Origin of the sequence: Streptomyces sp. NPDC059906 (assembly GCF_042730645.1) — a bacterium.
GTDB classification, from domain to species: domain Bacteria; phylum Actinomycetota; class Actinomycetes; order Streptomycetales; family Streptomycetaceae; genus Streptomyces; species Streptomyces rubrogriseus.
Map to the genome: position 1 here is coordinate 234,261 of NZ_JBHWKU010000008.1, position 14,798 is coordinate 249,058.

Consider the following 14,798-nt stretch of genomic DNA (forward strand, 5'->3'; position numbering starts at 1 on the left):
CCCCGAACCGGGAGTGCAACGGTGGCATCACCCTCTCCCCTCTCCGAGACCCTGCTGCGTCTCGACCGGGTCGTCCAGGAGAGGGAAGGCCGTTCGAAGCCGCTGGACGCGGCGGAGCTCGCCGTCCGGGCGGCACTGCCGGTGTCCACCGTCCGCAGCCTGCTCCAGGGCGGTGTGCCACCGGACGACTCCGTCAACGACCGGGTCCGGACGCGGATCGCCGCGCTCGCCGAAGCCGAGATGGCCGCGACCGGCAAACGCATGTCCGACCTGGCCTCGGACATCTCCGAGCGGCTCGGTGTCTCCGGGTACTGGGCCCGGCAGGTCTGCGACGGCAAGAAGGTGCCCAGCGTCGAGCTTCTGCACGGGCTCGTCGAGTACTTCGGGGTCGAGGAGGGAGAGGCGTTCTTCACCGCGTCGGCCGCCGACGCGCTCAACCGCGTCCTGCTCCCCGTCCTGCACGGACTGGAACGGCCCGAGAACGATCCCGTACTCGCCCTGATGGATCGGTACGGCGTGAGGTCCGCCGACCTGCGCGCCAACGGCTCCCTGACCCGCGAGCAGTTGGAACGCCTCCTCGAAGGCGTCCTGCGGTCCGTCGTACCCCCGGACGGAGGTCACGAGCGGTGAGCACCAAGGCGATGAAGTCCTTACTCTCCGTCCTGGGCCGGCACACGGCAGGGGCCGTTCGGCGGCCGGCCGAGCCCCAGGAGGTCATGGCGGCCTTCTGCGAGGCCATGAGCGCACGCACCGGTCGGCCGATCCGCCTCGTGTTCCGGGGGTTCCCGCCGGACATTCCCGTCTCCGGCATGCGCCTGGACTGCGGGGACCACTCCATCATCGTGGTGGAGGAACACACGGTGCCCGAGGCGCAGTTGGTCATTCTGGGCCATGAGCTGTGGCACGAGGAGCAGGGGGACTGCGGACACCACGTGGCGGGGATGCCGACCGCCGCCCGTGCGCTGCCCACCGAGCAGGCCGGGGAAGTGATCGAGCGGGCCGTCGAACAGATCCTCGCGGCGCACGAGGTGCCCCCGGACGCGCTCCTTGCCGTCGCGGCCCGAGCCGAGTCGCGTGACGACCACGAGGCGGACGCCGAGACGTTCGGGCTGCTCTTCGGACGGGAGGTCCGCACCTGGGTGAAGGGCCGCTACGCGCAGGGCCCGGTCAGCGCGGACACCGTGGAAGGCCGCATCAATCTGTCCCTGAGCAACCGCGGCGGGCACCTGCTGTCATGAGCCCGTCCTTCCACATCCCCTACATCCTGCCCGCCGCCCTGCTGGCGCTGGCCCTCGTGCTCAAGCTCCCCACGTTCCTGCGGGCTTCGCGCGACCCGGACGTCAGGGCGACCACTCTCCTGCTGATCTGGGCCACCGCCGTGCTGGTCGTGATCACCCCGGTCAACATAGAACGGCTCAACGTCCTCACGGGCGTGCCGAACATCGCCTCCCCCTGGGCCTACTCCTTCCTGACCGCCTTCTGCGCCACCGGCCTGACCATGATCATGCGCTGGCGGGAGGCACCGTCGGTGAGACGGCGGCGCAGGATCCGCCGCATCTACTGGATCTACGCGGGGATCGTCGCCGTCCTGTGGCTGACGTTCATCCTGGCCGACGTCCCCACGGCACGCGTCTACGACCTGGACACCTACTACGCCGGCACCCCCTGGATGCGCGAGCACATCCTCCTCTACATCGCCGCCCACACGGTGTCGTCCCTCGTGGCGGTCTCCATGCTGTGGAAGTGGTTCCCCGAAGTGGCCGACCGCTGGCTGAAGGGCGGAGTGGTGTTCCTGCAACTGGGCTTCGCGTCAGGGCTCGTCTTCGATGTCGCGAAGACGGCCGCGATCGGCGCCCGCTGGTCGGGACATGACTGGGACGTGCTGAGCACTCAGGCCGCGCCCCCGTTCGCGCTGCTGGAGGCCGCCCTGGTCGCGCTCGGCTTCATCGTCCCCCAGGCCGGGCCCTTCCTGCAGAAGTGGATCCGGGACCGGCGCGAGTACCGTCGGCTCGCTCCGCTGTGGCACGCGCTGAGCAGCCTCACCCCAGCGGCAGCCGAAGCGCGCTTCGGACCGTGGACCCCACTCGACCTGCGGCTGTTGCAACGCCGGCAGCGCATCCACGACGCGCTGCGCATGCTCGGCCCCTACGTCGACCCGGTCCTCTACCAGCGGGCCCGCGAAGCCGCACGGACCGGGTACGGCGTCCCGGACGCCGACGCGGACGGTGTCGCCGGAGCCGTCACGATCAGTGCCGCCATCAGCACCTACCAGCAGGGCGGACCTTCCGTCGCCCACCATCAGGGGCCGCAGGGAGGCGCGGTCGTGGTGGGCGGCCACATCGAAGGCATCGCGTCCGCCCTGCACCGGCCCCGCATTCTCCAAGACGTCCGCCGACGCATGACCAGCACAGAAAGCGCGCATCACCATGGCTGCTGAAGGAACCGTCACCCCCCGGCCCACCGCAGTGGTCATCGGCGCCAGTGCCACCGGTCTGCTCGCCGCGGCGGCCCTCGCGGACTTCGCCGACGTCACCGTCGTCGAACGCGACCGCCTCCCCGACGGGCCCGAACCGCGCAGGGGCGTTCCCCAGGCCCGGCACGCACACCTGGTGTGGAGCGGAGGAGTCAAGGCGTTCGACGACCTCCTCCCGGGTCTCACCGGTGAAATCGTCGCCCACGGCGGTCGCCTGGTGCACATCATGGGCGACATGGTCTCCCGGGCCCCCAACGAAGTGTGGTTCCGCCGTTTCACCTCCACCCATCACCGCAACCTGGTCTGCTCCCGCGACCTCCTCGACTCCGTCCTGCGACACCGCGTCCTGGCCGACGAACGCATCACCCTCCGCCAGGAGACCACCGCGCTGAGCCTCGAAGGCGACGCCACAGCGGTCACCGGCGTCCGCATACGCGCGGGAGCAGCGGCCGAAGCCGACGCAGGCGCCGACGCCGATGCCGATGCCGATGCCGACGCCGACGCCATGGCCGGGGAACGCACCCTGCGCGCGGACCTGGTCGTCGATGCCTCGGGCCGAGGGTCCCGCGCGCCGCAATGGCTCACCAAGCTGGGCGCGCCGAGCATCACGGAGCGCGAGGTCAACGCCGGCGTCGCCTACGCCACCCGGCTCTACCGGGCCCCCGAGGCGGCCCGGAACATCGACTTCCCCCTCGTGAACGTGCAGGCCAACCCGGCCAAGGCGCCCGGGCGGGGAGGCATCGTCCTGCCCATCGAGGGGAACCGCTGGATCGTCACGCTGGCCGGCACCCGCGGCGGTGAACCCACCGACGATCCCGGCGCCTTCGTCGACTTCGCACTCAACCTCGACGACCCCGTCATCGGCGAACTCCTCAAGGGCCTCGAGCCACTCGGGGACATCGTCACCACCCGGGCCACGGCCAACCGCCGTCGCTACTACGAGCAGGTCAAACACTGGCCGGACGGCTTCCTCGTGCTCGGCGACGCCATCGCCGGCTACAACCCCGTCTACGGCCACGGGTTGACCGTCGCCGCCCAGTGCGCCCTCGCCGTCCGCGACACGCTCGACGCGACGGGGCTGGGACGGCCGGGGCTGGGCCGGCCGGGGCTGGGCCGGCCTGGCCTCGCACGGCGCCTTCAGCGCGCCGCCGCACGACCGGTGGCCGCCGCCTGGGACTTGGCCGTCGGCCAGGACGCCCTGTATCCGGGAGCCACCGACACCCCGCCCAACGGCATCGAACGCCTCCTCGCGCGCTTCGTCGACAAAGCCGTGGAGACCGGCGCCCGCAATCCGCGCGCCATGGCTGCCCTGCTGGATGTCATGAGCCTGGAGCGACCCGCGACCCGGCTGTTCTCGCCGGACATGCTCATCCCCATGCTCATCGGCCCCAGAAGGCCGCACCTGCAAGGGCCGCCCCTCACCGATGCGGAGCGAAAGACCACTGTGCCGTAGTGCCGCAGTTCTGTACTTCCGCTACGACCAGCTCAGGAACACCGTGTACGTGTCGAGGAGGTCGTTGACCACTCTGGTCGTCGCCCCGCTGCCGGTGGTCGGCACCACCCTGAAGTCGGGCTTCTGGTACGAGTAGTCGTCGTCGCTCCGCCGGGCGTTGGGCTCGTGGACGGCGACGAGGAACCGCTTCCCGTCCGGCGACACCAGCATCCCCTCCGCGACGGTCCCGTCCTGCGGGCCGACCGTGCTGATCGGGGCGCCCGTGGCCCGGCCGGTACGCGCGTCCATGATCTGGAAGGCACCGGTCGAGGTGCGGCACAGCACCCGGTCGTCGCCGGTCCAGCCGACGACGCCCACACAGCCGCTGAGCAGGGTGGCCCGGTGCGCCGAGCGAGAGGTGAGCGGTCCTGAGGAGTTCCAGGTGTCGAAGACGTTCCCGAAGACCTTCGGCGCCTTGGCGGTGAGCCGCCGGCCGCCCGGCGCGAGGTGGACCGTGTCCGCCTGGACGGCGCGTGGGGGCTTGCCCAGTACTGTCAGGGGCAGGTCGTGTCCGGCGGCGGGGCCCTGGTCGGACAGGTGATGGGAGCCCTCGGCGGGCCGGGAACCGATCCTCTGCCCGCCGCCCTCCGCCGTGTACGTGAACCACACGCTGCGCCCGTCCGGCGACATCACCGCGTTCTGTTCGTCGGCGCCTGCCGCTCCGCCCAACCGCACGACGTCGCCGAGGTCGGCGCCGCTCACCACGTAACCGGCGTGGGAGTCCGCCTTGTTGACGGGATCGCGCAGGACCACGGCCATGCGCGTGAAGGCCAGGTCGAAGAGTGCGCGGACCCGGGGAGCCATGTACTCCAGGGTGGCGACCTTGTAGGGGGACGGGTTGTCCGGGTTCATACCGCAGAGGTCCACGAGGGGGCTGTTGACCGCCTTCGCCCCCGCGTAGTTCGTGAACGCGGCGTCGCCGGGGATGGGGAACGTCCGTTCCGCGCGCGGTCGCCACGTCTCGGGGTCCCAGGCCCGTACGGTGACCGCGGCGAAGCGGGCACCCATCCCGCAGGTGGCCGTGACGACCGTGTCGTCGCGGGTGAAAGGACTGTCCGGGAGGACGTAGTCCCGGTTGCCGAGGAAGGGCGCCGCGGACGCCGAGGAGGTGGAGGTCGGCTTGTCCTCGGCCGGCTGCGCGCTGCACCCCTGGACGCACAGGGCAGCCAGGGCGAGGGGGATCGCGGCCTTGACGGTCAGACCAGATCGCACAACGACCCCTCGGGATTCTTGTGGCACGGCGTCCAGGCGACGGAACCGAAGACCCACTTCTGCTGGACGTCCGCCGGGACGGACTCGGTGCGGATGCGCAGCGGCTCGCCCTTGGCGTCCTTCAGCTGGAGCCACCCGCCCTTCTGGTAGGAGTCGTTGTAGTGGACCTTGATGCCCCACTCACACGCCTGTCCCCGTGGCGCGATCGCCTCGACCCTGAGGCCGCCCGAGGGCTGGCCGCCTCCGATCTCGATGTAGTGGGTGCCGAAGTAGGACTCGCCCTGCCCCTCGGCGTCGTCGGTGAGCACGGGCTCGTCGGCGCGCGGCGGAAGGTGGAGCCGGATGCCCTGATAGGTGGCTCCGCCCTGGGGCGGCAGGGCGACGACGGTCTGCGTGGTGCTCTTGTGGCACGTGAGGTCGGTGGTCTTCCAGCCGTCGATGACCACGGCGGAGGACCGGGTGCTCAGCACGGTCATCTTGAACGCGTCGGTGAGTTCCAGACCGCCGTCCCTGGTGTTCCGCTCGTACCGCTCGGGGGCGTGTTCCATCACGGACGCGTACACGAGCGGTCGGCCGCCCAGCTCCCTCAGGTAGGAGAAGGCCGAAGTGGGGTCGCCGGTCGTCAGTTTCCGCGTCTCGTCGGCGGTCAGCTTCCGGTCGAGGACCATCGCCCACGTGGGGGGCTCGCCCTCCTCCGGCCGCACCGACACCGTGAACGGGGTCTTGGCCGCGTCGATACCGGTGTTGGTGTCGTTCTCCCTGATCGTGCTCGGCTTGATCATGAGGTACGCCACCAACACCGCGCCCAGGACGCCCAGGAGACCGATGGCCGCCTTCACGAACAGCCAGCGGAGCTTCCTGCGCCGGGAGGCGTCCGGGTCCACCCCGAGCACGTCGGAGACGAGCGCCTCAAAGCTCTCTTCGGGGCGGCGTCCCCCGTTGCCGGGCGGCTGCGGTGCGGGTGGCGCGGGGTCGGCGGGCGGCGGGGGCGTGTCCCCGTCCGCGTCCGCGCGCTGCCCCGTGGGCTCGGCCGGGGCGCCGTCGTCGTCGGGGCGCGGCTCAGGAGTCCCGTCCGGTGAAGCGGTCGTCGTCATGCCCGTCCCCCAGCAACACGTCGCATCCCGTCTCCGGCGGCCGATGACGCCCGTGTCGACCGGGCCGCTCGAAGCCCACCTGATCCCTTGTCACGCACCGGTTCACCCGTCACGTACAGCAGTCTGCCGCACGGGCGTCACCCCTGGTGATACTCCGGTCACAACCGGGGCCTCGACGTCAGGTGCCTCGCTTCCTCACAGCACTACCCGCCCAACACGGCCATGGCAATGGTGATGTCAGTGGTGGCTCCTATGGTGATCGCATGACGTCGATCTCTTCCGCAGCCGTCCCGCCTCCGTCTCCGACGGTAGAAGACTCGTGGGCGCACATCGATGCCTGGCTCTCGGAACACGCCCCGGTGAGCCGGGCACTGCTGCGGCCGCCCGCTTCTTTTGGAGCCATAGCGGAAGCCGAGCAGCGGCTCGGTATGGCGTTCCATCCCGAGCTGGTGGCGTCGCTCCGCTGCCACGACGGTGTCGAGCTGAGCGAGGGGGCACCGGTGTTCGCGCTGAACGGACCGTTCGCCGGCGTGGCGGACATCGTGACGAACGCCCTGTTCCTGCGGTCCGTCGGCGAGGACGTCGAGGATCTGTACGACGACGAGGACGACCACGAGCTCAACGCGTACTGGCGTCGCGAGTGGCTGCTGATCACCCACGGCGTCGTCTGGGACGCCCAGGACGGTCTGTTTCTGACCTGCCGCGCGGGCGACGACTACGGACGCATCGGACGCTACTTCAACGAGGACGCCGCCTCGTTCACCGACTGGGGATCACTGCGTGCGGCGCTGGCTGCGTTCGCCGACGCTCTGGAACGGCGGCTGCCCGTCGCGGGACGGGTTCCGCTGGCCTTCGACGGAGCGCTGGTCTGGGAGGAAGCCACGCCCACCGTCAAGGCGGACCCCGTTTCGCTGCTAGGCCTTGCCGCGCGGACACCCGAACCGGAACCCGAACCCGTGCGTCCGCAGCCGGAGCCGCCGAAGGACGGCATGTACGCCACGCTCACCATGGCAGAGCCTCGGGAACCGGAGCCCCGCCAGCCGGACCTGGTCTTCGCCGAGGGCGTGACCGCGGAGGAACTGCTGGTGCGTGCGGGGGTGCCGCGGCGGGAGACCGTCCGCGGGCGGAGTCACGCGCAGGCCGAGCGGTCGGCGGCGAGCCTCTGGGCGGCTTCCCGGCCGTTGGTGCGGGCGGGCCGGTGCGGGGACTGGGGCTTCCTGATGCAGGGCGCCGGAGCCAAGCAGCTGACCCGCCCGGAGGTTCTGCGCAGACTGGCCCGGGACACCCGGATCGTGGCCCTCACCAAGCAGGGCCCGGAAGTACGCCTTACGGTGTACGCCGATGGGGTCCCGTACGCCCAGGGTGCCCAGGACCGCCTTGTCTCGTCGCCGCGGAAGGACCGCATACGGCTGCCGGACGGCACGCACGTCCAGTCGATCGGCGTCGACCCTTGGCCGGGATCGGCCGCCGCGTACGTGGACTTGGTCGCCTGCCTGCGGAGCGGTTTCGACATCGACTTCGACCTTGACGCCCTCGAGCACGCACTCGGCGAGTCACTTTCCAGCGCCCTGGTCCTACCTGTGCTGGAGGACATCCCCGAGTGGTCGTGCCGTCCCCCCACATACATACGCCGCTTCGATCTGGGCGCCCTGGTCGAGCGGACACCCGCACCCCGGTTGCGTAGGGCGATGGCGAGACAACTGCGCAGACTGGCAGCCGAGACCGGGCTTGACACCTTCCCCGAGGTGACGGGGACCCTGGACGCCGTCGACCTCGGCGAGACCCCGGAGTTCGTCGAGGACGGCGCACTGGACCTGCGCATGCGCACACTCCTGGCAGAGGCCTCGGCCGCCCGGCCCGTACTGGAGCCGACCTCGCGACGAGGCCGTGACGCGCCCGAATTCGCCGCTACCCGTGACGACACTCAGGCCTGGCACCTTCGCGCCAATGCGGCGGACGCGCTGCGTCGCTTCCTCCAGTTGCCGTTGCCTGTTTCTGCGGCAACGATCGTGCACCACCGGCTCAGCGACGACTGGCGCAGAGAACTGGCCGAGGATCTGGCAGTTCGGTGATCGTTCCAACTGGAGTCGGCATCCCGGGCCTCCGTCCGGGCCCTGCCCCCGAAGAACGTGGGTAGCGTCTGCGGGAGGGGGCCTCAGTCGGCCGCGCCTCGCTCCTCGCCCCGCTCCTCGCTTCGCTGGCGGGCCCGGTCCACCTCGGACATGTGTGCCTCGGCCCACTCGCGGAGTGCGGCCAGCGGCTCTTCCAGGGTCAGGCCGAGTGGGGTGAGCCGGTAGTACACGCGCGGCGGGACCGTCGGCTCCACTCGGCGGCCGACCAGGCCGTCGCGGGTGAGGCCCTGAAGGGTCACCGACAGCATCTTCTGCGAGATGCCGGTCATCCTGCGCTGCAGTTCCGCGAACCGCACCTCCTCCGGGGATGCCTCCGCCAGCACCTTGACGGCCATGGACGTCCACTTGGTGCCGATCCGGTCGAGGAGGCGGCGGGTGGGGCACTGCGGGTCGAACAGGTCTCCGCGAGGGACGTGCGGAGGGCGGGACGTCGAGGAGGTCACCCGGAGCTCACCACCTGTGGCAGAAGTGCGGTCTTGGATCGCCCAGCCTAGTTTCCTATCGTTTGGTTGTCACTATTGGTAACTGCTTCGGCCGACCCCAGGGATCCTCGTGCTCACGCCCGTCGCCTCGTCCCACTCCTCCGATCACCGCCCTCCAGGCGTCGAACTCCGGCGCGTCGCGGTCAACGGCGTCGAACTCGACGTGGCCCTCCAGGGCGAGGGCCCCGCCGTGCTGCTGCTGCACGGCTTCCCGCACACGTGGCGGCTGTGGACCCGTGTCATGGGCCCCCTCGCCGAACACCACCGGGTCATCGCGCCGGACATGCGTGGCGCGGGGGCGAGCACGCGTGCGGCGGACGGATACGACGCCGGCACACTCGCGTGCGATGCCGAAGGGCTGCTGGAGGCCCTCGGGGTCCGCTCGGCGGACGTCGTCGGCATCGATGCCGGAACCCCGCCCGCGTTCCTTCTCGCCATGCGCCGGCCCGATCTCGTCAGGCGGCTCGTCGTCATGGAGTCACTGCTGGGCGGGCTGCCGGGGGCCGAGGAGTTCCTCGCGCGGGGGGCACCCTGGTGGTTCGGCTTCCATGCGGTGCCCGGTCTCGCGGAGACGGTGCTGACCGGGCACGAGGCCCAGTACGTCGACTGGTTCCTGGACGCCGGTTCCCTCGGGGAGGGCGTCGATCCCGCCGTCCGGGACGCCTTCGTGCGGGCGTACACCGGGACCGATGCCCTGCGCTGCGCCTTCTCGTACTACCGGGCGCTGCCCACGAGCGGCGAGCAGATCGCGGAGGCCGTCGCCGGCGGGCGGTTGACCGTCCCCACCATGGCCGTCGGCGCCCGTCCCGTGGGCCGGGCCCTCGAACGGCAACTGCGGCCGGTCACCGATCACCTGGTCGGCCACGTGATCGAGGACTGCGGGCACATCATCCCGCTGCACCGCCCCGAAGCGCTGCTCCGCCTGCTCGAACCGTTCCTCGCCGTCAGGGGTACTCCATCGGGAGCACCGATGATTTCCGGGCCGGCCGGCAGTCGTTACGGACAAGAGAGCAAGGAGTCCGCCATGTCCGTGCAACGACCTGCCGCCGAGCAGCCCACGACCGAGCTCGACGCCCGCTACAGCTCCGCACTCCATCCCCGTCCCGGCGCCGCGGACGTCACCGCCACCGAGTGGGACGAGGCCCGGCGGCGTCTGGAGGCCGCCGAGATCTTCTGGGTGACCACGGTGCGGCCCGGTGGCGGGCCGCACGTCACGCCGGTGATCGCGGCGTGGCACGACGGTGTGCTGTATTTCTCCACCGGGCCGGGTGAGCAGAAGGCCCGGAACCTGGCGCACGATGCGCACTGCGCGCTGATCACGGGTGGAAACTCGCTCACCGAGGGGTTCGACCTCGTGGTCGAGGGCGAGGCGGAGCCGGTAGGTGATCCGACGGTGCTGGAGGAGGTGATCGCGGCGTACGAGGCCAAGTACGGGTCGCACATCACGTCGGCCGAAGGCACCTTCCACGGCATCGGGGACGCCATGCGGCGCGGGGACGCGGTGCTGTTCGCGGTGGCCCCGGTCACCGCGTACGGGTTCGGCCGGGACGACGGGGTCTACAGCCATACACGGTGGGGGTTCTGAGCGGCGCCGCGGTGTGTCAGCGGCCGACCGCCCAGGTCGCCGAGTTGGACGTGAGGTCCCGGACGGCGTGGCTGCGGACGGCGGTCGTCGTGTCGACCACCTTGGCGGTCACCTTGTGGGTGCGCCGGTCGGCCGGGACGCCCAGGGCGGCCGGGAGAACCGAGGTCCTGCCCCGGGCGTGCCTGGCCTCGCGTCCGTCGACGTACCAGCGCAGTTGCGGGCGGGAGAGGCCCGTGCCGGGGCCCAAGTCGGCGAGCGACACGGCGAGGTGGGTGAAGCGGGTGGCCCGGGTCGCCGTGTTCCGCAGCGGGGTGAGGGCGTTGGCCGAGCGGTAGAAGCCGACGATCATGGCCTCCCGGCCGGGGAGGTTGAAGCGGTCGGTGTTCAGGGAGCGCATGATGGAGTTCTCCGTGGGACGGTACACCCCGTACTCGTAGTAGTCGGCGCCCTCGAAGGTGCCGACGACGCCGCCGCTCGGGTCGGTCTCGCCCAGCCATGCCGCCCACTTGGTGCGCTGCCTCGCCATGTCGTCCGCCGTCAGGGTCGAGGCGTTGGGATGGGCGGGCTCGGGGTAGGGGTAGTCGCCGTAGCCCTCGTACTGGTACTCGTCCGCCAGGAGGCCTATGGAGTGGGCCATCTCGTGGGCGGCTATCAGGGTGGACCGGTCGTTGTCGGAGGAGAGCGTGGAGACGCCGTCGTAGCCGTAGTCCGCCGCGAGTCCGGAGTAGCCGGCCCCGCCGTACTTGGCGGAGTTGGAGACCACGATCACCAGGTCGGTCGCCGGTGCCCGGTCCGCGTAGGTCTTCGTCCTGTCGAGGTCGACACAGATCAGGCGCTCCGTGTCGCCGCACCAGAAGTACGAGCCGAGCGCGGTGTTCCTGACGACGTCCCGGGTCGGGTCGCCGGTGACACCGGAGTCCTCGGAGACGGCCTTCACGGCCCAGACGTTGAAGAGGCCCTCGTAGCTCTTGTACGGGTCGATGTCGGTGACCTCGTCCCACTTCGTACGCGCGTCCTCGAGGAAGTCGTCCTGCTCGGCGGCCGTGTAGCCGTCGCCGATGATCGTGACGTCGAGGCGGTCGGCGGTCGGGCCGGTCTCGGCGAGCGGGACGACCTCGCCGTCCCCGGACGCGGCGGCGGTGCGTTCCCGGGGGTCGGAAGCGGTCGGCCCGTCCGGCTGTATGTGCGGGCTGTCGGCCGGGACGCTGGTACGTGCGCCCTCACCGGCCGGCTCCGGGAAGTACTCGACGTCGACGTACGGGCCGGTGCCGGCCGGCGGTGGGTCGGCGGCGCCCGCGCCGTCGACCGCGGTCAGGGAGACAAAGAGGGCGAGGACGGTTGCCGCCGCCGACCTGCGCAGGCCTGTGTGCACGAAGCTCTCCCCACCCGATGGACGCAACCGCGATGTAAATGCCGCACTTAAGTGAAGTTAAGTGTTCACTTAAGTTAGGGGGCGGCCGGAGCTTCTGGCAAGGGGTGTGCGGAATACGGGAGTTGCTCGGCGTCGTGCGGGTCAGTCGTCGACCCCCAGCGCGCCCAGCAGCATCGGCAGGGACGCGTGCAGCTCGCGCTCCCAGTAGGCCCAGCCGTGGGTCCCCGGGCCGTAGAAGTGGGTCGTCACGTGCCGCGCGCCGACGCGCTTCAGCTCGGCCGCGAGCGCGTGGTTCTGGCGGTTGAAGTCGGCCTCCAGGGCACTCGTGGCGCCCGGTGCGTCCAGGGGGCCGGTGGTGCCGTCGCCGCAGGAGAGGTAGACCGGGATCGACCTCAGCCGCTTGGCGAGGTGGAAGGGGTCGTGGGCCTGCCAGATGCCGCGTTGGGCGACCGGGTCGCCCCAGACCCGGAGCGGGTCGTTGTCCTGGCCGGCGAAGAAGCCCATGAGGCGGTCGACCGACTCGTCGTTCAGGAGGGGGTGGGCGGAGCCGGAGAAGGCGGCCGTCGCCCTGAACATCCCGGGGTGCCGGGCGGCGTACAGCAGGGCGCCCTGGCCACCCATGGACAGGCCGGCGACCACGCGGTCGCCGCCCGCGCCCCAGTCGTGTTCCAGGAGGTGGCGCAGTTCCTTGGTGTGGAACGTCTCCCATGCCGGGTCGCCGCCCTGCCCGTGGTTCCACCAGTCGCTGTACCAGCCGTTCCAGCCCGCCTCGGGCATCACGACCAGGACGTCGCGCAGGCTGTCCGTCTCCGCCACGTCCGTCATGCTCGTCCACGACGTGTAGTCGCCGCAGCAGCCGTGCAGGAGCCAGAGCGTGGGCCAGTGCTGCCGGTGGCGTCGGTCGTGCGGGTTCCAGCCGTCGGGGGTGAGGAGCCGGACTTTGACCGTGCGGCCGCCCAGGGCCGTCGACCGTACCGACAGGTCGACCTGCCGGTCCGCGACCCGGGTGACGGCGACGACCTCCGCACCGGGGCGGGTGGCGCCGGTCTCCGGATTCCCGGCAGCCAGGGCCCCCGGAGCGGTCGGCGTCAGGACGGCCAGCAGGACGGCGAGTACCAGGAGGAGTCTCGCTCGCAGCGGAGTCAGGACAGTGGGCACGTTCGCGAACACGGCGGCTCCCTGGGTGAGTTGCTGTGCGTGGTGCGTGGTGCGAGGCGCGTTGTGCCTCCGGCGGGCGGTCGTGGCGGACCGGGTCAGGGGCGGGTGTCGTGCCGGTGCGGCAGGATCAACAGCGCGTCGCCGATCGGGCGTTCGCCCGCGGCGTCCGAGGGGGAGTTGAGTACGGCGCCGTCGGCCACCATCGTCGTCGAGCCGCCGCCGTCCAGGTTGACGGCGTCGCGCAGGCCGAGTGATCTCGCGACCTCCGCGCTCTCGCCGATGCTGAGCCCGAGGGAGTCCGTGCTGCGTCCGTCGGCGGTGACGAGGACGGTGCGCCCCGCGGCGTCCACCCCGGCCAGGGTGCGCGGGTTGCGCTTGTGGACCCAGCCGTAGTACCAGCTCGGGTCGCCGGGGTGCACCATGCCGTCGGTGGCGGGGGTGACGTGGATACGGCCGTCGCGGACCAGCTCGGGGCCCGCGTTCACGATGTCGGTACGAGGCGAGGTGGACATCCGGCGACCTCGGTCGTCCAGCAGCGTCGTGCTCACCCGCAGGCGGTCGCCCACGTGGGCCAGGGCGGTCAGGTCGGCGACGCGTTCGCCCGTCGCCTGGACCGAGCTGCCGCCCCGGGGGATCGTTCCCCCGCGCGGTGAGCGCAGTTCCACGACCCGCTCGTGGGCGTCCAGCACGGCTTCCATGCCTGCGCCCCCGGGGGTGCGGGCGCCGTAGTCCGGGGTGAAGGCGACCAGCTCGTCGGGGTTGGTGCAGGTGACGTCGTGCAGCGGGAGCGACGTCGGGGCGTCGCCCGCGCTGCCGCCGCAGTTCCTGATCAGGCCGGGTACGCGGTTGACCCCGTTCAGGGGGAGGGAGGCGGCTCGGGTGGCGATCCGGCCCTGCCAGGTGAGGCGGGCGATCTCGGTGCGGCGGCCGTTGTCGTGGACGACCAGGGCCGGGCGTCCGGCCACCGGTTCGCTCAGCAGGCGGCCGTCGTACACGCCCACTCCGGCGGGGTCGCCCGGTGCGCCCGCCCTGGGGTCGAGGACGAAGAAGCCGGCGTTGACCGCGGCCGTCGCGGCGGCCGACGCCGAGAGCGCGCTGGTCGTCTCGCGCTTCTCCAGGTCTGGGCCGTACGACGCGTCGAGGGCGCCGCGGAACGTGCGCGGGTCGATGGTGAGTACGTCGACGTGCCACGGTCCCCGGTCCGTCGCCTCGCCGTCCCAGCCGGTGTAGACGGCGGAGCCCGAGTACCCGGCCGCTCTCAGACGGGTGCGTTCGGCCGTCGCGGCGGTCTGCGAGTCGAAGGTGCCGATGCGGACCCGCCAGCCGAGGGTGCCACCCCGGTAGTCGGCCGTCGCGGGTGTCGTCACCTCCTCCACCCTCGCTTCGAAGCCGTCCCGCCGCAGTTCGGCGGCCAGTTCGTCGGCGCTCGCCCGGTCCTTGAGCGCCGTCGGCGGCGCGTCGGGGTCCGGGGAGGTGTCGCCGCCGGGGATGGACGCCTCGACGGTCCAGTGGAGTGCCGGGTCGTCGGCGTTCCCGCGCACGATGCGGGTCAGGGTGACGCCCGGCTGGAGGGTGGTCGTGGTGCGGCGCTCGGGGAGGTCGGCGGGGCCCAGGGGAAGGGCGTGACGGGCGGACGGCGGGTGCCCGCCGGGGTGCGGGGATGCCGCGGCGGCCGGTGGGAGCGCGGCCGACGCGGTGAGGGCGCCGAGAACGGCACCCGTGGCGGCGCACAGGCGCCTCTTCCTCTGCTTCATCTGTCGTCCCGTCTCACGCCGACCACGGACACCGACCGACCCAT

At 71.5% G+C, this 14,798-nt stretch carries 12 protein-coding genes and 1 pseudogene; 7 read left to right on the forward strand and 6 right to left on the reverse strand.

The window, feature by feature from the left end:
• The first annotated feature begins 21 nt into the window (after positions 1-21).
• The 4 genes from ACFV9J_RS15770 to ACFV9J_RS15785 are packed head-to-tail and all read left to right on the forward strand — an operon-like array spanning position 22 to position 3,926.
• The gene (locus tag ACFV9J_RS15770) at positions 22-630 is read left to right on the forward strand and encodes a hypothetical protein (RefSeq protein ID WP_385354447.1); all 609 of its coding nucleotides are present in this window, start codon (positions 22-24) and stop codon (positions 628-630) included.
• Entirely contained in the window at positions 627-1,238 is a 612-nt protein-coding gene (locus ACFV9J_RS15775; protein ID WP_385354449.1) for a toxin, read from the forward strand. Before ACFV9J_RS15770 ends, ACFV9J_RS15775 begins: the two co-directional genes overlap by 4 nt.
• Complete coding sequence (locus tag ACFV9J_RS15780) at positions 1,235-2,437, forward strand: MAB_1171c family putative transporter (protein WP_385354451.1); 1,203 nt, start codon at positions 1,235-1,237, stop codon at positions 2,435-2,437. Before ACFV9J_RS15775 ends, ACFV9J_RS15780 begins: the two co-directional genes overlap by 4 nt.
• A complete protein-coding gene (locus ACFV9J_RS15785) occupies positions 2,427-3,926 on the forward strand; it encodes an FAD-dependent oxidoreductase (protein ID WP_385354453.1) in 1,500 nt (499 codons plus the stop codon). Before ACFV9J_RS15780 ends, ACFV9J_RS15785 begins: the two co-directional genes overlap by 11 nt.
• Positions 3,927-3,947: 21 nt before the next feature.
• On the opposite strand, the gene ACFV9J_RS15790 is transcribed toward ACFV9J_RS15785, so the two are convergent.
• Both ACFV9J_RS15790 and ACFV9J_RS15795 read right to left on the reverse strand, forming a co-directional pair.
• Positions 3,948-5,177: a hypothetical protein gene (locus tag ACFV9J_RS15790; protein ID WP_385354455.1), complete on the reverse strand. Its 1,230-nt coding sequence runs from the start codon at positions 5,175-5,177 to the stop codon at positions 3,948-3,950.
• Positions 5,162-6,271 carry a hypothetical protein gene (locus ACFV9J_RS15795; protein ID WP_385354457.1) on the reverse strand — a complete coding sequence of 370 codons (1,110 nt, stop codon included), beginning with the start codon at positions 6,269-6,271 and terminating at the stop codon, positions 5,162-5,164. The genes ACFV9J_RS15790 and ACFV9J_RS15795 overlap by 16 nt, the downstream gene beginning before the upstream one ends.
• A gap of 263 nt (positions 6,272-6,534) precedes the next feature.
• On the opposite strand from ACFV9J_RS15795, the gene ACFV9J_RS15800 reads away from it, so the two are divergent.
• On the forward strand, positions 6,535-8,343 hold the full coding sequence (locus ACFV9J_RS15800) for an SMI1/KNR4 family protein (RefSeq protein ID WP_385354459.1): 1,809 nt from the start codon (positions 6,535-6,537) through the stop codon (positions 8,341-8,343).
• 83 nt (positions 8,344-8,426) lie between these two features.
• Here the strand turns inward: ACFV9J_RS15800 and ACFV9J_RS15805 are convergent, their stop codons facing one another.
• Complete coding sequence (locus tag ACFV9J_RS15805; RefSeq protein WP_385354461.1) at positions 8,427-8,846, reverse strand: winged helix-turn-helix transcriptional regulator; 420 nt, start codon at positions 8,844-8,846, stop codon at positions 8,427-8,429.
• Positions 8,847-8,955: 109 nt separating this feature from the next.
• Between ACFV9J_RS15805 and ACFV9J_RS15810 the strand changes: the two are divergent.
• Both ACFV9J_RS15810 and ACFV9J_RS15815 read left to right on the forward strand, forming a co-directional pair.
• Positions 8,956-9,849, forward strand: a pseudogene (locus ACFV9J_RS15810) (alpha/beta fold hydrolase); the annotation flags it as partial.
• A 60-nt stretch (positions 9,850-9,909) separates the two neighbouring features.
• Positions 9,910-10,470 carry a pyridoxamine 5'-phosphate oxidase family protein gene (locus ACFV9J_RS15815; protein ID WP_385354519.1) on the forward strand — a complete coding sequence of 187 codons (561 nt, stop codon included), beginning with the start codon at positions 9,910-9,912 and terminating at the stop codon, positions 10,468-10,470.
• Positions 10,471-10,486: 16 nt separating this feature from the next.
• Here the strand turns inward: ACFV9J_RS15815 and ACFV9J_RS15820 are convergent, their stop codons facing one another.
• The 3 genes from ACFV9J_RS15820 to ACFV9J_RS15830 form a co-directional block, all read right to left on the reverse strand.
• Complete coding sequence (locus ACFV9J_RS15820) at positions 10,487-11,842, reverse strand: M64 family metallopeptidase (protein ID WP_385354463.1); 1,356 nt, start codon at positions 11,840-11,842, stop codon at positions 10,487-10,489.
• Positions 11,843-11,983: 141 nt separating this feature from the next.
• The gene (locus tag ACFV9J_RS15825; RefSeq protein WP_385354465.1) at positions 11,984-13,012 is read right to left on the reverse strand and encodes an alpha/beta hydrolase; all 1,029 of its coding nucleotides are present in this window, start codon (positions 13,010-13,012) and stop codon (positions 11,984-11,986) included.
• 83 nt (positions 13,013-13,095) lie between these two features.
• The gene (locus tag ACFV9J_RS15830; RefSeq protein WP_385354467.1) at positions 13,096-14,754 is read right to left on the reverse strand and encodes a phosphodiester glycosidase family protein; all 1,659 of its coding nucleotides are present in this window, start codon (positions 14,752-14,754) and stop codon (positions 13,096-13,098) included.
• Positions 14,755-14,798 lie beyond the last annotated feature (44 nt).